Source organism: Lentzea xerophila, from assembly GCF_051094245.1.
GTDB classification, from domain to species: Bacteria; Actinomycetota; Actinomycetes; order Mycobacteriales; family Pseudonocardiaceae; genus Lentzea; species Lentzea xerophila.
The window spans coordinates 7,920,245-7,941,497 of the sequence record NZ_CP194934.1 but is presented as its reverse complement, the minus strand read 5'-3'; the positions used below and the strand labels follow the sequence as shown (position 1 = coordinate 7,941,497).

The following is a 21,253-nucleotide window of genomic DNA, read 5'->3' as shown; positions in this document are numbered from 1 at the left end:
ATATATCTCACACTATGGACCTTGCGTGGCGCTGCGGACACGCTGCGGAACCTGGGCAGGTCAGCAGACCGGGCGCGGGGCCGTGGGTCCGAGCACGTCAACGGCCGCGAGCCACGCCGCGCCCGCCGCGCCCTCCGTCGCCATGATGACCTGGGCGTTGCAGCGAGTGAGGAGTTCCTGCTTCAGGTGGGTGCCGATCGGGGTCTTGATCAGGCTGCCGACGAGCACGATCGGTGAGGTGTCGGAGGGCTCGCGGACCGCTGTGGCCGTGTCGGCGAGCAGGCGGGCGGCGGACGCCACGATCGTCAGCGCTTCGGGGTCGCCGTGGTGGTAGGCGGAGCTGACCAGCGGGGCGAAGCGCGCCAGCCTGATCGGCGCCGCGGCGTTGACGGCGGTGATCAGCTGGCCGCGGTTGCGGGCGCCGGCGGCGGTCAGGACGGCGGTGGCCAGGCCCTCCAGGGGTGCGTCCAGGTCCAGCAACCGCAGCGTGGCGCGGACGGCTTCGCGGCCCAGCCAGAACGCCGAGCCGTCGTCGCCGATCAGCCAGCCGTAGCCGCCGGACTGGCCGACCATGCGGTGGTCGGCGATGCGGCCGGCGATGGAACCCGTGCCCGCCACCAGGACCGTGCCGTCGGGGGACGAGGTGCCGGTGGCGAAGGCGGCCTCGCAGTCGGTGACCACGCGCATCGGGCAGTGCAGGCCCGCGCGTTCCCAGGCTTCCTGGAAGAGGTCCAGGACGGCGGGGTCGGACATCCGGGAGGCGCCCGCGATGCCGAGGACTCCGCAACGGACCTTGCGGGAGTCCAGACCGTCCAGTGCTTCGGTCAGGGCCTCGCCGATGTGGGCGGCGGCGACGGACGGCGGGTGCGAGTTCGGGTTCGCGCCGCCCGCCAGGCCCTGGCCCAGGCGGGCGCCGTCCAGACCGAGCACCAAAGCCCTGGTTGAGGTGCCGCCGGCGTCGAGTCCCACAACCAGATCCATAACGATCGAGTATGCCGAGAGTCGCGGACCTGAGGCACGCCCAACCGGGTGTCACCGGATCAGTGCGCGATTACCCGTCGCGTTGTGGTGGAAGAACACCAGCGATCCGGGCGGAACCGGATCACCCGGACGTACCACTGTGGACAGTGACGGAACGGTCAAGCCGTAGTCGAACACGGCCGCGAGGGCGACATCGACCCGTTCGTCCGAATCGGCGGGCGCGGTGTAACGACTCTTCATGCCAACGGTGTAGGTCACCGGGCCGGACGGCAGAACCGCGCGCGAGACCGGCAGCACGACGACGTCGCTGTCGAACAGGTTCGTGTCGGACGAGCCGTCCAGGCCGTTCAACGGTTGCTCGTCCACGACCTCGTCGGTGTCGGCGACGAGAGTGCGCGCGAGCCAGACGTCGGCGGTCACGTCGCCGCCGTTGGTCGGCTTCACGGCCTTGGTCACGAAGTCCTTGCCGCCCACCGAGAAACGCACCTCGGGCTGGGTGTTGCTGCCGAGGTTCGCCCAGGTGCTCCAGGTCGCGACGCCGAACGCCAGCAGGTCGGGCGTCGCGGTCGCGCCGACGTAGCGCAGGTCGGCGCCGCGGGCGGTGCGGTTCGCGGTGCAGTCGTCCTGCACGTCCGGGCCGCAGTCGGGGAGCCGGTCGGAGTGCGCGCCGAGTTGGAGCACGGTCATGCGCGAGCGGTAGTCCTCCTGGTCGAGGCCGCGGCCGGAGACCCGGTCACCCGTCACGGTCAGGCGCGACACCGGCTTCGGTGCCGCGTAGACAGGCACCCGGAGCGTCCGGTCACCGCTGAACGTCAGCAGCCCGGACGCCTCGGCCAGGAACTGGCGGCCCTCGTCCCGCGAGACGGTGGGGTCGGGCGTCTTGCGCAACGCGGCCGGGTGCGAGATCCGAAGCTGCACGGGCACGGACGCCGATCCGCCCGCCGGCACCACGACGTAGGGCACCGTGACGTGGAACGACACACCGGGCACGGTGGTGGTCGGCTCGTAGCGCGCGTGCAGGCGGACGGTCTCGGTCCCCTTGTTGACCAGGCGGATCTTCCGGCGCATCAGCACGGGGCTGTCGGCCTCGACCGTGCCGAACGACGCGTCGCCCAGCGCCAGCACGTCGGTGGACAACGCGGCGAGCCCGTCCACCCGGCCGGCACCGACCCGCATCGGCGCCTCCCGCGCGCCGTCCGCGGACCGCACCACACCGGCGGCCGTGTTCATCAGCGCTGCCTTGATCTCCTCGGCCGTCCACTCCGGATGAGCCTCGCGCAGCAGGGCCGCGATCCCGGCCACGTGTGGCGCGGCCATCGACGTGCCGCTCATCGACACGCCGTCCGACGCCGTCCCGGAGGCCGCGGAGAAGACCGTGTCACCGGGCGCCGCCACCGCGATCGACGAGCGGGAACGCGACGACGACGGCGTGATCGTGTCCGCGATCGACGGCTCCACCGACGGCACCGCGAGCTTCAACGCCGAGGTCAGGCGCACCGTCAGCGTCCCGGCCTCCAACTCCGGCCGCAGCGCCTGAGAGGCCGCCGCCGTCAGCTGGAACGCCGGGATGTGCGCGTTCCCGGCGATCCCGGCCGCGAAAACCGGCAACGTGGTCGGCAGCAGCACCCCGGCCGCACCGGCCTTCCAGGCGTTGTCCGTCCGGGCACCCGAACCGCAGGCACGCGTGGCGTCGCTGTCGTCCCACTCCAGCCAGACGATCTTCCCGGCCAGCGGCTCGGAGATCGGCTGACAACCATCCACATTGGACGAAAGCCGCACGACGGGCAGCGTGAGGTCGAAGGAGCCCTTGTAGAGCTGGCTGTACTGCCCCGGCCACCGACGACCGGCGACCTCCAGCCCGTCCAGCATCGAGAACGCGTCACGGCTGTTCGCCACGGAGATCGCCTCGGCGGCGTTGCCGGGAGATCCGGCCACATCGTAGAAGTCGCCGCCGTTCCCGGCCGCCGCGACCACGACCACGCCGTGCTCCACGAGCTTGCGCACGAACAGCGCGTCCGGGTCGTCCGGCGTGCCGAAGTCGCCGCCCAGCGACAGGTTCACCACGTCGAGCCGGTCGGCGAAGTCGCCGTCGCCGTTGGGGTCGAGCGCCCAGTCCAGCGCCTTGGCGGTCAGGTCGGTGCCGCCCTTGCAGCCGAACACCTTCAACGCGTAAAGCGACGCGCGCGGCGCCGTCCCCGGTCCGATCTTCATCGCGTCGAGGTCGACGGAGTCGTAGGAACCGCGATAGGTAGTGCCGTCGGCGTTGACGCCGAACCCGGCCGCGGTCCCGGCGACGTGCGTGCCGTGACCCCCGCAGTCCATCGGGTCGGCGTCCGGCTCCGGCAGCGATCCCGGCCTGCCGGTGTAGGCGTCGCCCGCGAAGTCGTGGCCGCCGACGACCTTGCCAGTGGGAAATGTTTCGGTGGGGCCGCCACCGAAGTCCGCGTGCCGGTAGTCGATGCCGGTGTCGATCACGCCGATGCGCATGCCCTCGCCGAGGCGTCCGATCGACTTCCACGCGTCGGCCGTGCGGGTGAGGCGGACGGCCGACGCGTTGGCGACCTTCTTCGGCACCATCCGGTGCACCGCCCGCACTTCGGGCATACGCGACAGAGCGGACAGGCGTGACCTGGCGGTCGCCAGGACGACACCGGGCACCGCGTTGGTCGTCCTGGCGACTTCGCGGCCCCCGGAGCGGGAGACGACCTCCTCGGCGCGCTCCGAGGTCTCGTTCCGCGCGGAACGGGCCTGGGCGGCCGTGCCCATGTCGACGGCAGCCGTCGAGGTCAGCTCCACGAAAACGGTTACATTCTCGGGCGGGCCGGACGGGGTGAGCAGGGCGCCGGCCAGGAGTGACGCGGCCAACAACTTCATGATCAATCTCTCTTATTCATCGGACGACTTACGCGTGAGGCCTAGACGAACGTGCCCCTGCGGGGCTATACATCCGATGTATTTCGTGCGGTGTGAGCAGAAGGAGGAACGGCCGTGCAGTTCTTGCGCCTGGGGCCGGTCGGCGATGAACGTCCTGCGGTGAGGACCGACGACGGGACCACGTACGACCTCCTGCCGATCACGCCGGACATCGACGGCGCGTTCCTCGCGAACGACGGCGTGGCGCGCGTCCGTGCCGCGCTCGACGCCGGCGAGCTGGAGGTCGTGGACACCGAGGGCGTCCGGGTCGGACCGCCGCTCGCGCGTCCCGGCAAGGTCATCTGCATCGGCCTCAACTACCGCGACCACGCGGAGGAGACCGGCGCGGACATCCCGGGCGAGCCGGTGATGTTCCTCAAGACGCCCGACACGATCGTCGGCCCGTACGACGAGGTGCTCGTCCCGCGCCGGTCCGTGAAGACCGACTGGGAGGTCGAGCTCGGTGTCGTCATCGGGCGGACCGCTCGCTACCTGGAGTCCGAAGAGGACGCTCTGGCGTGCGTCGGCGCGTACGTGCTCTCGCACGACGTCTCCGAGCGGGAGTTCCAGATCGAACGCGGCGGTACGTGGGACAAGGGCAAGAACTGCGAGACGTTCAACCCGCTCGGCCCCTTCCTCGTGCCCGCCGGCGAGATCGCCGATCCGCAGAACCTCGAGATGCGGCTCTGGGTGAACGGCGAGATCAAGCAGAACTCGTCCACCAAGAACATGATCTTTCCGATCGCGGAGATCGTGCGCTACCTCAGCCAGTTCCTTGTCCTTCGACCGGGTGACGTCATCAACACAGGTACACCCGCTGGGGTGGCGCTGGGGCAGCCCGAGCCCAAGCCGTACCTGCGCGCCGGTGACGTCGTCGAGCTGGAGATCGAAGGCCTCGGGACGCAACGCCAGACCCTCGGGCAGGCCTGACCCATGCCCAGGATCACCGAGTTGGACGTGCTGGACATCCGGTTCCCGACCTCGCGCGAGCTCGACGGCTCCGACGCGATGAACCCGGACCCGGACTACAGCGCCGCGTACGTGGTGCTGCGGACCGACGACGGGCCGGAGGGCCACGGGCTCGCGTTCACCATCGGCCGCGGCAACGACGTGCAGGCCGCCGCGATCAAGGCGCTGGCACCGCACATCGTCGGCAAGGACGTGCCGGAGGACGCGAAAGCGCTGGCAGAGCTGTACTTCGAGCTGATCGGCGACTCGCAGCTCCGCTGGCTCGGCCCGGAGAAGGGCGTCGCGCACATGGCGATCGGCGCCGTGGTCAACGCCGCGTGGGACCTCGCCGCGCGCCGCGCCGGGCTGCCGGTCTGGCGGTTCCTGGCCCGGATGTCGCCGGAGGAGATCGTCAGCCTCGTCGACTTCCGGTACCTGTCCGACGCCCTGACGCCCGACGAGGCGCTGCGGATCCTGCGCGAGGCCGAGCCCGGCAAGACCGGGCGCGCGGACACCGTTGCCCGCGACGGCTATCCGGCCTACACGACGTCACCTGGCTGGCTCGGGTACTCCGACGAGAAGCTCGCGAACCTCGCCCGGCAGGCACTCGCCGACGGCTTCGGCATGATCAAGCTCAAGGTCGGCGGCAGCCTGGACGACGACGTGCGCCGGATGAAGCTCGCCCGCGAGGTCGTCGGCGACGAGGTGCGCGTCGCGGTGGACGCGAATCAGCGCTGGGACGTCGGCACGGCGGTCCGCTGGATGCGTGAGCTGGCGCCGTACGACCCGTACTGGATCGAGGAGCCCACCTCCCCGGACGACGTGCTGGCGCATCGCGCGATCGGGGACGCACTGTCCCCGATCAGGATCGCCACCGGCGAGCACGTGCAGAACCGCGTGATCTTCAAGCAGCTGCTGCAGGCCGGTGCGATCGACGTGCTGCAGCTCGACGCTTGCCGGGTCGCGGGCGTGAACGAGAACATCGCGATCCTGTTGCTGGCCAGGAAGTTCGACATCCCGGTGTGCCCGCACGCCGGCGGGGTCGGCCTGTGCGAACTGGTGCGGCACCTGTCGTTCTTCGACTACGTGGCCGTCTCCGGTGAGGTCGGCGACCGGGTGATCGAGTGGGTCGACCACCTGCACGAGCACTTCCTGGACCCGGCCGTCGTCGAGCGCGGCCGCTACCTGGCACCTGCCGAGCCGGGGTTCTCCGCCCAGCTCAAGGACGAGACGCTGGCCGACTACGTCTACCCAGGGGGTCCTGTGTGGACGGCACTGGAGGCTGAGAATGACTGACTTCGCAGGACTTGTCGCCGTCGTCACGGGCGGCGCGTCCGGCATCGGCCTGGCCACGGCCGAGCTGCTGGCGTCGCGCGGGGCCACGGCCGTGGCACTGGACCTCAACCCGGACGTCGCGGACCCGCTCGTCGGCATCCGCGCGGACGTGTCGGACGACGAGAGCGTCAAGGCCGCCATCGACGAGGTCGTCGAGCGGTTCGGACGGCTCGACGTCGTCGTGAACAACGCGGGCATCGGCGCGCAGGGCGACGTCACGGCCAACGACGACGCCGAGTGGCTGAAGGTGCTGGACGTCAACGTGCTGGGCATGGTCCGGGTGTCGCGGGCCGCGTTGCCGCACCTGCGGAACTCGCCGTCCGCGGCGATCGTCAACACCTGCTCGATCGCTGCCTGGGCCGGGCTCCCGCAGCGCGCTCTCTACTCGGCCAGCAAGGGCGCGGTGTACTCGCTGACGCTCGCCATGGCCGCCGACCACGTGCGCGAGGGCATTCGCGTCAACGCGGTCGCCCCCGGCACGGCGGACACCCCGTGGGTGGGCCGCCTGCTCGACTCGGCGCCCGACCCGGAGGCCGAACGAGCCGCACTGGAGGCACGCCAGCCGCACGGCAGGCTCGTCTCCGCCGACGAGGTCGCGGGAGCCGTCGCCTACCTGGCGAGCCCGCTGTCGGGTTCCACCGCCGGCACGATCCTCGCGGTCGACGGTGGCATGCACGGCCTGCGCTTGCGTCCCCAGCAGTCATGAAAGGCAACTCAACGATGAAGCGTCGCAACCTCACCGCCGCGGTGTGCCTCGCGCTCGCCGGTGCTCTGACACTGACCGCCTGTGGCGGCGGAGCGGCCGGAACCGGTGCCGGCGGTGTCGGCCCGATCGGCGCCGACCACCCGCGCGCCGACACCGACTTCTGGAACTCCTACATCAAGTACTTCCCGGACAAGGCCGGGGAACTCGGGATCAACCTGCTGAACCCGACCAACTCACAGAACAAGGTCGAGAACCTGGTCGCCAACGCGCAGTCGCTGCAGTCGCAGGGCGCCAAGGCGATCGTGATGGCCCCGCAGGACACCGGCGCGATCGCGTCCACCTTGGACCGGCTCGACAAGGCCGGCATCCCGGTGGTCACCGTCGACACCCGGCCGGACAAGGGCAAGACCTACATGGTCGTACGCGCGGACAACAAGGCGTACGGCGAGAAGGCCTGCAAGTTCCTCGGCGACAAGCTGGGCGGCAAGGGCAAGGTCGTCGAGTTCCAGGGCGCGCTGTCGTCGGTCAACGGCCGCGACCGCTCCGAGGCGTTCGCCGCCTGCATGAAGCAGAACTACCCCGGCATCACCGTGTTCGAGGAGCCGACTGACTGGGAGGGCGCGAAGGCGGCCGCCGCCCTGCAGACCAGGCTGAACCAGCACCCGGACATCAACGGCATCTACCTGCAGGCAGGCGGTGCGTTCCTCGCGCCGACGCTGCAGGTGCTGCGGCAGAAGGGTCTGCTGGTCCCGCCGACCGACCCGAAGCACATCTTCATCGTCTCCAACGACGGCATCCCGGCGGAGCTCGAAGCCATCCGCAAGGGCGAGATCGACGCGACCGTCTCGCAGCCGGCCGACCTCTACGCGCAGTGGGCGCTCTTCTACGCGAAGGCCGCGGTCGAGGGCAAGACGTTCCAGCCGGGCCCGACCGACCACGACTCGAACATCGTCGACGTCGGTGGCGGCCGTCTCGAGGACCAGCTGCCGGCGCCGCTGATCACCAAGGAGAACGTCGACGACAAGGCGTTCTGGGGCAACCAGATCTGATGAACGAATTCGCTGCCGTCGCGCGGGGCGTGACGAAGAGGTTCGGGCGCACGCTCGCGCTGGACGACGTGGGCATCGAGATCCGCGCCGGTGAGTCGCACGCGCTCGTCGGCCGCAACGGCGCGGGCAAGTCGACGCTGGTCTCGATCCTCACCGGCATGCGGGCGCCGGACGCGGGCGAGGTCTCCTTCTTCGGCGAACCCGCGCCGCCCGTCGCCGACCGTTCGGCGTGGCGCCGGCACGTCGCGTGCGTCTACCAGAAGTCGACGGTCGTGCCGGAGCTGTCGGTCGCCGAGAACCTGTTCATCAACCGGCAGGACCTCGGTGGCGGCCTGATCAGCTGGAAGAAGCTGCGGCAGCAGGCCTCCGAGTTGCTGGAGACCTACGACGTGGCGGTGCGGCCGGACGCGCTGGTGTCCGCGCTGACCGTCGAGCAGCGGCAGCTCGTCGAGATCGCGCGGGCGCTGTCGATCGGCTCGCGGTTCGTGATCCTCGACGAGCCGACCGCGCAGCTCGACGGCCCGGCGATCGAGCGGCTGTTCGACCGGATGAGGTCGTTGCAGGACAAGGGAGTGACGTTCCTGTTCATCTCCCATCACCTGCAGGAGGTCTACGAGGTCTGCCAGACGGTGACGGTCTACCGCGACGCGCGGCACATCGTCACCGCGCCGGTCGCCGAGATGTCGAAGCCCGGCCTGATCGAGGCGATGACGGGCGAGGCCGGCGGGTTGAACGTGCCCAGCGGCGACGACAGGCCCTCCTCGGACGAGGAGGTGCTGACCGTGTCGTCGTTGAGCGGGGACCACTTCTCGGGCATCTCGCTGTCCGCGACGCGCGGCGAGGTCATCGGGCTCGCGGGCAGTGCGTCGTCGGGCAAGCACGAGTTCGCCGAGACCGTCTACGGGCTGCGCAAGCCGTCTCTTGGCACGATCTCGGTGAACGGTTCGGTGGTGCGTGGAGGCGATGTCCCGGCCGCTTTGAAGGCCGGAATCGGCTGCGTACCGCGGGATCGGCACCACCAGGGGCTCGTGCTGGACCTGTCGATCGCGGAGAACGCGACGATGAGCACGGCGGGGTCGTTCGTGTGGCCGTCGGCGCAACGCTCGGCCGGCAGCACGGCGATCGCGTCCTACGACGTGAAGGCCGCCGGGCCGGACCAGCCGGTGTCCGACCTGTCCGGCGGCAACCAGCAGAAGGTCGTGATGGCGCGTGCGCTGGCCGGCGACCCGTCGGTGCTGGTGCTGATCAACCCGACCGCGGGCGTCGACGTGAAGTCCAAGGAGTCGCTGCTCGGGGTCGTCGACGCGCAGGCGCGCCGGGGCAAGGCCGCGATCGTCGTCTCCGACGAGCTCGACGACCTGCGGGTCTGCGACCGCGTCCTGGTGCTGTTCCACGGCCGGGTCGTGCGCGAGTTCGCCCGCGGCTGGCGCGATCAGGAACTCATCTCTGCGATCGAAGGAATGAGCTCGGAATGACCAAGGCCATGACTCCGCCTGTCTCGGCGCCCGTGCCGGAGAAGCAGAAGTTCCGGCTGGCGAGGTACCAGGACCTCGCGCTGGTCCCGGTGATCATCCTTCTGCTGGTCATCGGCGCGATCCTGTCGCCGATCTTCCTCACGCCGAACAACCTGATCGCCGTGCTGACCCAGCAGAGCGAGCTGTCGTTGCTGGTGCTGGGGCAGGCGATGATCCTGATCGTCGGCAAGATGGACCTGTCGCTCGAGTCGACGGTCGGTCTCGCGCCGGCGCTGGCGGTCGCGTTGATCATCCCGTCCTCGGCCGGTGGGCTGGACGTCGGGCTCGCGGCCTGGCTGGCGTTGCCGTTGTGCCTGCTGATCGGTGTTCTCATCGGTGGGCTGAACGGGTTCCTGATCCTGAAGGTCGGGCTGTCCGGGTTCATGGTGACGCTGGGCATGCTGACGATGCTGCGCGGCCTGCAGCTCGCGGTCACCGAGGGCAAGTCGCTGATCGACGTGCCGGAGTCGTTCCTGTACCTGGGTTCCACGACGTGGCTCGGGCTACCGGCGGCGGTGTGGATCTGCGTCGCCTGTTACGCGGCAGGCATCTTCGTGCTGAAGTACCTGCGCGCGGGCCGCTCGTTGTACGCGATCGGCGGTAACTCGGAGGCCGCGCGTGCCGCCGGCATCCGGGTCGACCGCGTGGTGTGGACCGTGCTGATCATCGGTTCGGTGCTGGCCGTGATCGCGGGCATCCTGATGACCGGACGGCTGGGGTCGGTGGCCGCCACGCAGGGCGAGGGCATGATCTTCCAGGTCTTCGCGGCCGCGGTGATCGGCGGCATCTCGTTGCAGGGCGGCAAGGGCACGCTGTTCGGGGCGCTGTCGGGCGTGCTGATGCTGGGGCTCGTGGAGCAGATCCTGCGGTTGCAGGGCGTGTCCGGCTTCTACATCAAGGCCTCGTACGGTGCGGTGATCATCCTCGCGCTGATCGTGACGCGGTTCGCGACCGGCCAGAAGCAGGAGTGAGCCCGGTGGAGACCGTTGCGTTGCACACGAGGCTTCTGGCTGGGCGAGAGGCTGACTACGATCGCATCCACGCGACGATCCCGGCCGAGCTGGACGGGGCGTTGCGCGAGGCCGGGGTGCACTCGTGGCGGATCTGGCGTTCTGGTCGCGACCTGTTCCACCTGGTCGAGGTGGACGACTACCGCGCGATGAGGGCCTATCTGGCCGAGCACCCGGCGAACGTTCCGTGGCAGGCTCGGATGGCGGAACTGCTGGAGGTCTCCGACGACTACTCCGGCGCCGAACCCGATGTGCGACTCGTGTGGGAGCTGCCGTGAAGGTCGCTGTGTCTCGTCTGGGCTTCGGTGGTGCGCCGATCGGCAACCTGTACCGGGAGGTCTCCGACGCCGAGGCGTTCGGCGCGGTGGAGGCGGCCTGGCAGACCGGCGTCCGGTACTTCGACACCGCGCCGCACTACGGGCTCGGGTTGTCGGAGTGGCGACTCGGCGTCGCCTTGGACGGGCGGCCGCGCGACGAGTACGTGCTCTCCACGAAGGTCGGACGGCTGTTGGAGCCTTCCGACGGCGTCGGGTTCGACGACGAGGGTTTCGCGGTGCCGCGCCAGTTCCGGCGCGTCCGGGACTACTCGGCCGACGGCGTTCGCCGGTCCATCGAGTCCTCTTTGGAGCGTCTCGGCACCGACCGGGTGGAGATCGTCTACATCCACGACCCGGACGAGTACTGGGACGTGGCCTTCGGCGAGGCCTACCCGGCGCTGGAAGAGCTGCGGGCGCAGGGCGTCGTGGGTGCGATCGGCGTGGGCATGAACCAGTGGGAGATGCCGGAGCGGTTCGTCCGCGAGACCGACATCGACGTGGTGATGCTGGCCGGGCGGTACACGTTGCTGGAACAGCCCGCGCTGCCGTCGTTCCTGCCCGCGTGCGTCGAGCGCGGTGTCTCGGTGGTGGCGTGCGGGGTGTTCAACTCCGGACTGCTGTCGAAGCCCGTCGTGGCGTCCGACGCGAAGTACAACTACGAGGACGCGCCCGCCGCGCTGGTCGCTCGTGCCCGCGCGATCGCTTCCGTTTGCGAGCGGCACGGCGTGACGTTGCCGGAGGTGGCGATCCAGTTCGCGCTCGGGCATCCCGCCGTCGTGTCCGTCGTGATCGGGTCGCGGACCGCCGAGCAGATGACGTCGAACGCGGCCTACTTCTCGGCGCCGATCCCCGCCGGCCTGTGGGAGGAGCTGAAGTCGTTGGGGCTGCTCGGTTCGGAGGTGCCGACCCCGTGATCGTCGACGCGCACCACCACCTGTGGGATCTCTCGGTCCGCGACCAGGACTGGATCACCGATCCGCCGATGGGCGTGATCAGGCGGTCGTTCCTGGAGCCGGACTTCGTCTCGGCCGCACCCGACGTGTCGGCTTCCGTGCTGGTGCAGACGGTGTGCGTGCCGGAGGAGACGCCGGAGCTCCTGGCGGTGGCGGCGTCTTCGGACGTCGTCGCCGCGGTGGTGGGCTGGACCGACCTGACGTCCGCGGGTGTCGGCGACGCCCTGGCGGCGTTGGTGGACGGGCCCGACGGTTCGTGGCTGCGCGGGATCCGGCACCAGGTGCAGGGCGAGCCGGACCCGGAGTGGTTGTGCCGCAAGGACGTCTGGCACGGGCTGGCGCAGGTCGGCGCTCACGGGCTGGTCTACGACCTGCTGACGTTGCCGCATCAGCTGCCGGCCGCGCGCCGGACCGTGGCGGCGCTGGAGAACGTGCAGTTCGTGGTGGACCACTGCTCGAAGCCCGCGATCGGGTCTTCGGGTGTTGGTGAGTGGGCCGAGCCGATCCGCTCGCTGGCGGCACACGAGAACGTGACGTGCAAGCTGTCCGGCCTGGTCACCGAGGCCGACTGGGCGTCGTGGGACGTTGCGCGACTGCGGCCGTACTTCGAGGTCGTGCTGGACGCGTTCGGCCCGTCCCGGCTGATGTTCGGCTCGGACTGGCCGGTGTGCCTGCTCGCGGCTTCCTACGCCGACTGGCTTTCCGCTGCTCGTTCACTGGTCTCCGAGCTGTCACCCGACGAGCAGACCGCGATCTTCTCGGGCACCGCTAGCCGGATCTACGCGCTCTGATCATTGGGTCGGCGCTGTGGATTCACCCGATCGAGAACGCTGTGACGTGCGGTTTCGTCGTGATCTTGCGGTAGCGTCGAACACGTGAACGAACCCGACCTCGCCCTCCTCGCCACCGACGAGCTCCTTTGTGGTGTCGTCGCGGAGGTGGCGGAGCTCCGGGTCCGGGAGCACGCGATGATGCGCAAGATCGCCGAGTTGGAGCGGCGCGGTGCCGCGACCGAACTGGGCTACAAGAATCTGGCTCAGGTGCTGCGGCACGCGGTGCGGTGGGATCTGAAGACCTCGCAGCAATGGCTTGCCCGCGCGTTGGCGTTGACGGGGCAGCTGACCCCGACGGGTGCGCGGCTCGATCCCGAACTGCCCGCCACCGCCGGCGCGATGGCCGAGGGCGCGTTGTCCGGCGAGCACGTCACCGTGGTCGCCGAGGTGATGAAGGAGCTGCCCGCGGAAGCCGAGCAGTCAGTGGTGGAGTTCGCGCGCGAGCACGAACCCGCGGCTGTGCGCTCGTTCGGCAAGGAGCTCGCTTACCGCCTCTACCAGCACGACCCGGAGCCGCGCGACGCCGAACCGAAGCGGCCGCGGAACCAGCTGCGCATGCGGTGGACCGACGACCAGCTGGAGGTCTGGGCGAAGCTGGACAAGGTCGCGGGCGCCAAGTTCGAGGCGATGATCGACCCGCTGGCCAAGCCGCGCCCGGCCACCGCCGACGAAGGCCCTGATCCGCGCAGCCGCGCCGAACGCGAAGGCGATGCGTTCGCGGAGCTGGTCGACCTGATGTTGCGTGCCGATCAGCTGCCCGAACACGGCGGTGAGCCCGTCACGCTGACGCTCACGATGAGCTACGACGACCTGACCCACGAGATCGGCGCGGCGATGCTCGACACCCGCGAGCGGATCGCCGCCGCCGAGGTCCGCCAGCTGGCCTGCAACGCCGGGGTGATCCCGGTGGTGCTGGGCGGGCGGTCCGAGCCGATGGACATCGGCCGCAAGACCCGCACCTTCCCCGCCTCGATCCGCCGCCTCCTCGTCGCCAGGGACAAGGGATGCGCGTTCCCATCGTGTGATCGGCCGCCGAGACACTGCGACGGTCACCATGTTCGAGGGTGGGCGGACGGAGGCGAGACCTCCGTCGACAACGCCGTGCTGTTGTGCAGGTCGCATCACACGCTCGTGCACCAGAGCGAGTGGGAAGTGACGATGGTGTCCGGCATACCGGTGTTCACCCGGCCCCGGTGGCTGGACCCAAGCCGAACCTACAGACGCAACCTGCTCTCCACCGTTTGATCAGGCGAACTGATCAGGCGAACAGCGCCTTCAGCTCGTTGATCAGCTCCGGAGTCGCTCCGACGAGCGGTTCGCGGACCGGACCGGCCGGGAGGCCGAGCAGGCTGAGCGCGGCCTTGACCGCGACGGCACCAGGTTCGCGGGTCATGATCGCGGTGATCACCGGCAGCAGGGCCTGGTGGCGGCGCAGGGCCTCCTTGTTGTCGCCCTCGTCGTAGGCGTCGAGCATCGCCTTGATCTCGTTGCCGACGACGTGGCCGACGGTGCTGACCGTGCCGACGCCGCCGATCGAGTACAGCGGCAGGATCAGCTCGTCGTTGCCGGAGTAGTAGTCGAGGCCGGTCTCGGCGATCACGCGGGCCGTCGCGAGCAGGTCGACCTTGCAGTCCTTCACGCCGACGATGCGCGGGTGCTCGGCGAGCCGGAGCAGCGTCTCGGTCTCGATCGCCGTGCCCGTGCGGCCGGGGATGTCGTAGAGCAGCGCGGGCAGGCCGGACGCGTTCGCCACCTGCTTGAAGTGGTTCTCGACGCCTTCCTGCGTGGGCTTGCTGTAGTACGGCGTGACGACCAGCAGGCCGTCAGCGCCGCTCTGCTCGGCCTGGTGCGCGAGCTCGATGGTGTGGCGGGTGGAGTTGGTGCCCACGCCCGCGAGGATCTGGGCCTTCTCGCCGACCGCTTCCTTCACGGCCCTGATGATCTGCGCCTTCTCGGCGTCGGTCGTGGTCGGCGCCTCGCCGGTCGTGCCGTTGACGACCAGCCCGTCCGCGCCACCCTTGCCGACGAGGTGCGCCGCCAACTCCTGCGCGCCCTTGAGGTCCAGGTCACCGTCGGGGGTGAACGGGGTGACCATCGCTACCAGCACTCGTCCGAACATGACTCCAGCGTGGCTCCAGTCTTCGCAAAGTTCCAGTTAGAAGTTCTGCCCGGAACGTTAAGCTGAGCTTTGTGTTGGACGTACGAAGGCTCCGTTTGCTCCACGCCCTGTCGGTCCACGGCACGGTCACCGCCGCCGCGGAAGCCCTGCACGTGACCTCCCCGGCTGTGTCCCAGCAACTCGCCGCGCTGGAACGCGAGGCCGGCGTCGCTCTCGTCGAACGGGACGGGCGCCGCCTCTCGTTGACCCGCGCCGGCCACGTCCTGGCCGCTCACACCCAGCTGGTCCTCGACCAGCTGGCCGCCGCCGAAGCGGACCTGGCGTCGTTGCGGACCTCCGTGTCCGGTGTGGTGCGCATCGGGACGTTCGTGTCGGTCGCCGCCTTGCTGCCGCGGGTGATCCAGGTGCTGCGGTCGGCGCACGGGTCCGATGTGGACCTGTTCGTGCACGAGATGGAACCCGAGGCGTCGCTGCCGGCGTTGCGGCGCGGCGACATCGACATCGCCGTCATCCACTCGTACAACATCATGCCGCGCTCGCTGCCCGCTTCCTGCGAGTCGCACGAGCTGTTCGTGGAGCCGGTGAACGTGGCGCTGCCGCTGTCAGATCCGTTGGTGCAGCAGGATTCCGTGGACCTCGCCGTGCTGGCCGACCGTCCGTGGATCATGCCGCGCACCGACGCGTCCTGCCACGAACTGACGCAGCGAGCGTGCGGCGCGGCCGGGTTCGTACCGCGGGCGCAGGCCTACTGCGACGACTTCGGCGTGATGTGCGGACTGGTCGAGGCCGGCCTAGGTGTGGCGTTGGTGCCGTCGGTGGCGCGGCGGCCCGGGGTGGCGTTGCGGCCGTTGAAGCAGCAGGTCTTCCGGACCGTTTCGGCGGTGGTGCGGAACCGGGCGGACGGCCAGCCAGCCGTTCGGGTGGTCTTGGAACAGCTGCGGCAGGTCTGAGCGCAGTGAGAATCTCAGATTCCAGATCACACCGATAACGTCTCATTCGTGTCCGAACCCACGTTCCGGCAGAGGCGGCTCGGCAGGGTGCTGCAGGAGTTGCGGGAGAGGGCCGGCCTCAGCCAGAAGGACATCGCCGAGCGGCTGCACTACAACATCGCCAAGGTCAGCCGCATCGAGAACGGCCAGGTGCCGGACTACAGCGCGTTCGAGACGATGCTCGACATGTACGGCGTGATCGCCGACGACACCGCGCCCTACGTCGAGATGTGGAACCTGGCAGTCGAAAAGGCCTGGTGGCACCAGTATCGAGAGGAGGGCCGCGGCTACCTCAGCCTGGAGCACGACGCGACCAGGATCAGGACGGTGCAGCCGATCTACATCCCTGGCCTGCTGCAGATCAGGTCCTACATGGATGCGTTGTTCAGCGGTTCGCGGACACCACGTTCGCGGAAGTGGATCGAGCAGCAGATCGCCATTCGAGAGCGCCGTCAGCAGCGACTCCACGGCGACAATCCTCTTCAGCTCCACGCGGTGATCGGCGAGGCGGCGATGGTCCATGCCGATCGCAGCCAGCTGTTGCACATCAACCAAGTCGGTGAGTTGCCCAACGTCACGGTCCAGGTCTTTCTCGACTCGGCCGGCCTGCACGACGGGCACAACGGCGCGTTCAGTCTGCTGGACTTCCCCTATTCCGGCGACCCTCAGGTGCTGTACGTCGAATACAACCGGGGGTCGTTCCAGAGCGAGGATCCGGCTCTGGTGAAGACTGCTAGCCTCGATTTCAAGCATCTCTCGAAGCTGGCGTTGACCCCCGAGCAGTCCGCCGCGTGGATCGAGAGGCTGGCTGCTGAGAGGTAGGGGTCGAAGTGTCCGCTGTGTGGCGCAAGAGCAGTCGTAGCAACAACGGAGAAGAAACCGACTGCGTCGAGGTTGCGTTGACCAGCTCAACAGCGCTTGTGCGTGACTCCAAGAATCAAGCTTCGACGATCGCTGCGCCCGGCTGGGGCGTGTTCCTGGACGCCGTCAAGCGCGGCGAGTTCGACTAGGCCAGGTCCGACAGCCACTGCTCGACGCCGGCCACGTGCACCGTGGACCAGCTGCGGGCGAGTTCCGGCTGGTGTGCGGCCAGGGCGTCGACGATGGCGCGGTGTTCGGCGACGGTGCGGTCGACTGCGTTCGACTGGGTGATGCCGCGCCAGATTCGGACGCGGACGGTCGGGCCGGCCAGGGTGTCGAGGAGCTGGGCCAGGTAGGCGTTGCCGGAGCACTGCGCGATGGCGCGGTGGAACTCGAGGTCGTGCTCGACGAGTTCCTCCACGGACTTCGCGGACTCGGCGGCGTCGCAGAGGGCGCGCAGCTTCATGATCTCGTCTTGGTCGACGCGCTGGGCGGCCATCGCGGCGGCGGCCGGTTCGAGGATGCGGCGGACCTGGAGGACTTCCAGCACCGAATCTTCACCGCGGTGCAGGTCGAGCACGAACGAGAGTGCGCCGAGCAGGTCGTCCGCGCGCAGTGACGAGACGTAGGTGCCGTCGCCCTGGCGGACGTCGAGCACTCGTACGAGTGACAGTGCCTTCACGGCTTCGCGCAGCGAGTTGCGCGACAGCCCGAGTCGTTCTGCCAGGTCAGCCTCACGCGGGAGGCGGTCGCCGGGCTTGAGCTCGCCCGAAACGATCATCTCCTTGACGCGCACGATCGCATCGTCAGTGACTGCCACGGCACCCTCAACTCGTCGTAGACCTCGGATGTCTGATGGCCAGTATGCGCCACGGATGGTCATCTTCGCGGCATCACGGCATTTCTGGCGCATATTCACCAAATGCTATGTAAGATGGTTATCTACTAACGAGACGTGACGAGAACCCCTGTTGTGGCCATAATGGTCTGGACCATTCAAGGAGGGATCTTGGACGCCGTTGTCGCAGCACCGCGCGCTTTGCTCGGTCGCACGATCGTCGGTCCTGCCTCGGTGCGGATCAGGGATGGCCGCATCGTCGAAGTGACCACCGGTGAGGCACCACCCGGCGCGGAGGTCCTGTCCGACGGCCTGCTGACGCCGGGCCTGGTCGACGTGCAGGTGAACGGCGCCGTCGGCGTCGACTTCGCCGAGGTGGACGCCGCCGGAATGCGTTCCGTGGCCGAAGCTCTGCCGTCCACCGGTGTGACCCGGTTCCTGCCCACGTTGATCACCGCGCCGGTAGACGTGGTCGTCAGGCAGGCCCGTGCCGTTCTCGCCGCCTCGGCCGCGTTGCCGGACGGGGTCGGCGCGCGGCCGCTGGGGGTGCACCTGGAGGGACCGTTCCTGTCGCCCAAACGGGCAGGGGTGCACGACCCGTCGTTCATGGTCGAGCCTGGGCCGGACCAGATCTCGGCGCTGCTGAACGACGACGTGCTCCGCCGCGCGTTGCGGATGGTGACGATGGCACCGGAGCAGCCCGGTGGTCTGGAGGCCGTGCGCCGGCTGGTCGAGGCCGGGGTGCTGGTCGCCGTCGGGCATTCCGACGCCACCGGCGAACAGACCCGTGCCGCCGCTGATGCCGGGGCGCGGATGGTGACGCACCTGTTCAACGCCCAGCGGCCGTTGGGGCACCGGGAACCCGGTGTGCCCGGCGTGGCTCTGGTCGACGAGCGCTTCACGCTGGGGCTGATCGCCGACCTGGCGCACGTCGGGCCGGACGTGTGCCGCCTGGTGTTCAACGCCGCCGGGGCACGGGTCGCGCTGGTCACCGATGCCGTGGCCGCTGCCGGGATGCCGCCCGGCCGCTACCACCTCGGCGGGGCCGACGTGCTGCTCACCGAGGACGGTGTGCCGCGTTCGCCGGAAGGCACGATCGCGGGCTCGGCGCTCACGCTCGACCGCGCGGTGCGCAACATCGTGTCGGTGGGTGTGCCGGTGGCCGACGCTCTCGCCTCGGCGACGATCGTGCCGGCCGAGGTGATCGGCGAGTCCGGTCTCGGCCGGCTCGCACCCGGTGCCGTCGCGGACCTGGTGTGGTGGGACGACGATCTGCGGCCCAGGAAGGTCTGGGTCGACGGTCGCGTCGTGTTCGACGCCGAGGTACCCGTGGCGCCGGTCGTGGCCGGCTACGCCACCGCAGGACAGTAGGAAACGCGAAAGGGGCCCCGCTCAAAAACGAGCGGGGCCCCTTTCGTGTTGCGGCTAGCGGGTGCGGGTGACCTTGTTCAGGCCGCGCGGGCTGTCCGGGTCGCCGCCGCGCGCGAGTGCGAGGCCGTGGGCCAGGCGTTGCACGGGGAGGATCTCCAGCACCGGCGCCACTTCCTCGGCCGTCTCCGGGATGGTGACGGCGAGGGTCGCGCCGACCTTCTCCGAGGCCGAGCCGACCGCCACGACGTCGGCGCCACGTGAGTGGACCACGTCCAGGGCGTCACGCAGCGAGTCGCCGCCTTTGCCGATGGACGTGATGGCCAGGACGGCGGTTTCGCCGTCCACGGCGGCCACCGGGCCGTGCAGGAGGTCGGCACCGCTGTAGGCGCGGGCGGCCAGGTAGGAGGTCTCGGCGAGCTTGAGCGAGGCTTCCAGGGCCGTGGCGTAGGAGTAGCCGCGGCCGGTGGTGAGGACCCGGTCCACGAACCGGTAGCGGCGCACCGCCTCCTCGACCGTGGGGGCCGAGGCGTCCAGGGTCACCTGGGCAAGGTCGCCCAGAGATGCGGCGGCCTCGCCGTTGCCGCCGCGGACGGCGTCGATCAGCAGGTACAGCGCCAGCAGCGTGGCCGAGTAGGTCTTGGTGGCGGCCACCGCGTGCTCGACGCCCGCGGAGACGTCCACCGACAGCTCGGCGGCCGCGTTCAGCGGGGACGACGCCGTGTTGGTCACGGCCACGGTCAGTGCGCCGCGCCTGCGGTAGGCGGCGGTGACCTCCAGCAGGTCGGGGGAGCCGCCGGACTGCGAGACGGTGACCAGCAGGACGTCGCGCAAATCGGGCTCGGCGCCGTAGAGGGTCGTGGTCGACGCGGAGACCAGGCCTGCCGGGAGCTCCAGGAGGATCTCGGTCAGGTACTTCGCGTAGATCGCGGCGTGGTCGCTGGAGCCGCGCGCGGCGAACAGGACGAAGCGCGGGGCGCGTTCGCGGATCACCGCGGCGACCTCGGCGATGGCCGAGCGCGAGGAGTACAGCGACGAGAAGATCGACGGCTGTTCGGCGATCTCCGCTGCCATGTGCCGGCCTGGCTGGGGCGTGGTCATGTCGTGCCTTTCAGGATCAGCTCGGCCGCGGCTCGGAGGCTCACCCGAGAACCGCCGTGGGTGTCGATGCGGGCGACGCTGCCCAGGTCCGGACCCGGCACACCGGTTTCGACGTGCACCACGTCCAGCTGCAGATTAGTTAGGTTTGTTACCAGTTGTCGAGCGCTCGTGTGGCGGTGGGCGTCTCGCGTCACGACGACAATCGTGCGGCCACCCGCGGCCTTCGCAACTTCGTCGGCGGAGATGTCGCGCGCGGCGATCACCTCGGTGCCGGGAAGAACCTCCCGCAGGTAGGGGCCCAGGCCCCACGGGACGTCGCCGACCGCGATCGACGGGTCCACGACCAGGTCGACGACGACCGGGTCGGCACCGACACTAACCCGGCCGCGCACCTCGATGGCGCGTCGAGCGGCCGTGAGACCGATCTCAGCGTCGTGGGCGTCGACGGTCGACGGCGGCAGGCCCAGCGCCAGCGAGCGGGCTGCCGCCTGGGTCAGGCGCTCCTCGGACAGTTCGCCGGCCTTCACGGCGGCGACGATCGAGTCGGTCAGCCACTGCAGGTCGGTGTCGTCCAGCGCGATGCCGCCGAGGCAGAGCGCGTCGACGCCGGCGGCGAGGGCGCGGACGGCGCCGTGAGCCAGGTCGCCGCCGACGGCCTTCATGTCCAGGCCGTCGGTGATCACCGCGCCGGTGAACCCGAGCTCCGAGCGCAGCAGGTCGATCGCGTGCTTGTTCAGCGTCACCGGCTGGGTGCCCCACTCGGGGACCACGAGGTGGCCGGTCATGATCGACCGCACGCCGGCGTTCACGGCCGCCTGGAACGGCACCAGTTCGACCGCGCGCAACTGCTCTTCGGTGCGCGGCAGCACGGGCAGCTGCTCGTGGGAGTCCTCAGTGGACGCTCCGTGGCCGGGGAAGTGCTTGGCACACGCGGCGACGCCCACGGTCTGCAGGCCCTCGACCCACGCGGCGACGTGCCGTGCGGCGTGCACCGGGTCCGAGCCGAACGCGCGGACACCGATGATCGGGTCGTCCAGCGTCAGCACCAGGTCCGCGGACGGCGCGAGGTTCAACGAGATCCCGCACTTCGCCAGCCTGGAGCCGATGGACGCCGCGACCGAGCGGGTCAGGTCGATGTCGTCCGCCGCGCCCAGGGCGTGGTTGCCCGGCACCTCGGAGCCGCGGCCCGCGTCGAGCCGCGTGACGTCGCCGCCCTCCTCGTCGATGCCGATCACCACGTCCGGGCGCACCGAACGCAGCTCGCCGCACAGCTGGGTCACCTGGGCGTCGTCGACGACGTTGCGCCCGAAGAGCACAACGCCGCCGAGGCCGTCAGCGACCCGCCGCAGCAACCAGTCGGGGGCGGTCGTTCCGTGAAAACCGGGCAGCAGAACGGCAGCGGCCAACTGATCCACGTG

20 protein-coding genes are annotated in these 21,253 nt (G+C 69.7%); 14 read left to right on the top strand and 6 right to left on the bottom strand.

The window, feature by feature from the left end:
• Positions 1-60 precede the first annotated feature (60 nt).
• Positions 61-981: an N-acetylglucosamine kinase gene (locus tag ACRSBM_RS38030; RefSeq protein ID WP_434451524.1), complete on the bottom strand. Its 921-nt coding sequence runs from the start codon at positions 979-981 to the stop codon at positions 61-63.
• A gap of 51 nt (positions 982-1,032) precedes the next feature.
• Entirely contained in the window at positions 1,033-3,855 is a 2,823-nt protein-coding gene (locus ACRSBM_RS38025) for a S8 family serine peptidase (protein ID WP_434451522.1), read from the bottom strand.
• A gap of 114 nt (positions 3,856-3,969) precedes the next feature.
• Here ACRSBM_RS38025 and ACRSBM_RS38020 point away from each other — a divergent pair, with 114 nt between their 5' ends.
• The 10 genes from ACRSBM_RS38020 (at position 3,970) to ACRSBM_RS37975 (ending at position 13,804) form a co-directional block, all read left to right on the top strand.
• Complete coding sequence (locus ACRSBM_RS38020) at positions 3,970-4,824, top strand: fumarylacetoacetate hydrolase family protein (protein WP_434451520.1); 855 nt, start codon at positions 3,970-3,972, stop codon at positions 4,822-4,824.
• A gap of 3 nt (positions 4,825-4,827) precedes the next feature.
• Entirely contained in the window at positions 4,828-6,138 is a 1,311-nt protein-coding gene (locus ACRSBM_RS38015) for an enolase C-terminal domain-like protein (protein ID WP_434451519.1), read from the top strand.
• Entirely contained in the window at positions 6,131-6,883 is a 753-nt protein-coding gene (locus tag ACRSBM_RS38010) for an SDR family NAD(P)-dependent oxidoreductase (protein WP_434451517.1), read from the top strand. The genes ACRSBM_RS38015 and ACRSBM_RS38010 overlap by 8 nt, the downstream gene beginning before the upstream one ends.
• A 14-nt stretch (positions 6,884-6,897) precedes the next feature.
• Positions 6,898-7,932 carry a sugar ABC transporter substrate-binding protein gene (locus ACRSBM_RS38005; RefSeq protein ID WP_434451515.1) on the top strand — a complete coding sequence of 345 codons (1,035 nt, stop codon included), beginning with the start codon at positions 6,898-6,900 and terminating at the stop codon, positions 7,930-7,932.
• Complete coding sequence (locus ACRSBM_RS38000) at positions 7,932-9,407, top strand: sugar ABC transporter ATP-binding protein (protein ID WP_434451513.1); 1,476 nt, start codon at positions 7,932-7,934, stop codon at positions 9,405-9,407. The genes ACRSBM_RS38005 and ACRSBM_RS38000 overlap by 1 nt, the downstream gene beginning before the upstream one ends.
• Positions 9,404-10,417, top strand: a complete 1,014-nt coding sequence (locus tag ACRSBM_RS37995; RefSeq protein ID WP_434451511.1) for an ABC transporter permease — start codon at positions 9,404-9,406, stop codon at positions 10,415-10,417. Before ACRSBM_RS38000 ends, ACRSBM_RS37995 begins: the two co-directional genes overlap by 4 nt.
• A 5-nt stretch (positions 10,418-10,422) precedes the next feature.
• The gene (locus ACRSBM_RS37990) at positions 10,423-10,734 is read left to right on the top strand and encodes an L-rhamnose mutarotase (RefSeq protein ID WP_434451509.1); all 312 of its coding nucleotides are present in this window, start codon (positions 10,423-10,425) and stop codon (positions 10,732-10,734) included.
• Entirely contained in the window at positions 10,731-11,687 is a 957-nt protein-coding gene (locus ACRSBM_RS37985; RefSeq protein ID WP_434451508.1) for an aldo/keto reductase, read from the top strand. Before ACRSBM_RS37990 ends, ACRSBM_RS37985 begins: the two co-directional genes overlap by 4 nt.
• Positions 11,684-12,517: an amidohydrolase family protein gene (locus tag ACRSBM_RS37980; protein ID WP_434451506.1), complete on the top strand. Its 834-nt coding sequence runs from the start codon at positions 11,684-11,686 to the stop codon at positions 12,515-12,517. The genes ACRSBM_RS37985 and ACRSBM_RS37980 overlap by 4 nt, the downstream gene beginning before the upstream one ends.
• Positions 12,518-12,601: 84 nt before the next feature.
• On the top strand, positions 12,602-13,804 hold the full coding sequence (locus ACRSBM_RS37975; RefSeq protein WP_434451505.1) for a DUF222 domain-containing protein: 1,203 nt from the start codon (positions 12,602-12,604) through the stop codon (positions 13,802-13,804).
• A gap of 13 nt (positions 13,805-13,817) precedes the next feature.
• Here ACRSBM_RS37975 and dapA read toward each other — a convergent pair whose 3' ends face one another.
• A complete protein-coding gene (dapA, locus tag ACRSBM_RS37970) occupies positions 13,818-14,678 on the bottom strand; it encodes a 4-hydroxy-tetrahydrodipicolinate synthase (protein ID WP_434451503.1) in 861 nt (286 codons plus the stop codon).
• Between the two features lie 71 nt (positions 14,679-14,749).
• Here dapA and ACRSBM_RS37965 point away from each other — a divergent pair, with 71 nt between their 5' ends.
• From ACRSBM_RS37965 to ACRSBM_RS37955, 3 genes are all read left to right on the top strand, one after another.
• Entirely contained in the window at positions 14,750-15,628 is an 879-nt protein-coding gene (locus tag ACRSBM_RS37965) for a LysR family transcriptional regulator (RefSeq protein ID WP_434451500.1), read from the top strand.
• An 87-nt stretch (positions 15,629-15,715) separates the two neighbouring features.
• Positions 15,716-16,489, top strand: a complete 774-nt coding sequence (locus tag ACRSBM_RS37960) for a helix-turn-helix domain-containing protein (RefSeq protein WP_434451497.1) — start codon at positions 15,716-15,718, stop codon at positions 16,487-16,489.
• 17 nt (positions 16,490-16,506) lie between these two features.
• Positions 16,507-16,677: a DUF397 domain-containing protein gene (locus ACRSBM_RS37955; protein WP_434451494.1), complete on the top strand. Its 171-nt coding sequence runs from the start codon at positions 16,507-16,509 to the stop codon at positions 16,675-16,677.
• Here the strand turns inward: ACRSBM_RS37955 and ACRSBM_RS37950 are convergent.
• Entirely contained in the window at positions 16,674-17,348 is a 675-nt protein-coding gene (locus ACRSBM_RS37950; protein ID WP_434451491.1) for a FadR/GntR family transcriptional regulator, read from the bottom strand. The genes ACRSBM_RS37955 and ACRSBM_RS37950 overlap by 4 nt on opposite strands.
• Before the next feature lie 189 nt (positions 17,349-17,537).
• Between ACRSBM_RS37950 and nagA the strand changes: the two genes are divergently transcribed.
• Entirely contained in the window at positions 17,538-18,737 is a 1,200-nt protein-coding gene (nagA, locus tag ACRSBM_RS37945; RefSeq protein ID WP_434451488.1) for an N-acetylglucosamine-6-phosphate deacetylase, read from the top strand.
• Between the two features lie 54 nt (positions 18,738-18,791).
• On the opposite strand, the gene ACRSBM_RS37940 is transcribed toward nagA, so the two are convergent.
• On the bottom strand, positions 18,792-19,835 hold the full coding sequence (locus ACRSBM_RS37940) for an SIS domain-containing protein (RefSeq protein ID WP_434451485.1): 1,044 nt from the start codon (positions 19,833-19,835) through the stop codon (positions 18,792-18,794).
• Positions 19,832-21,250, bottom strand: a complete 1,419-nt coding sequence (locus tag ACRSBM_RS37935) for a glycoside hydrolase family 3 protein (RefSeq protein ID WP_434451482.1) — start codon at positions 21,248-21,250, stop codon at positions 19,832-19,834. Before ACRSBM_RS37935 ends, ACRSBM_RS37940 begins: the two co-directional genes overlap by 4 nt.
• Between the last annotated feature and the right edge of the window lie 3 nt (positions 21,251-21,253).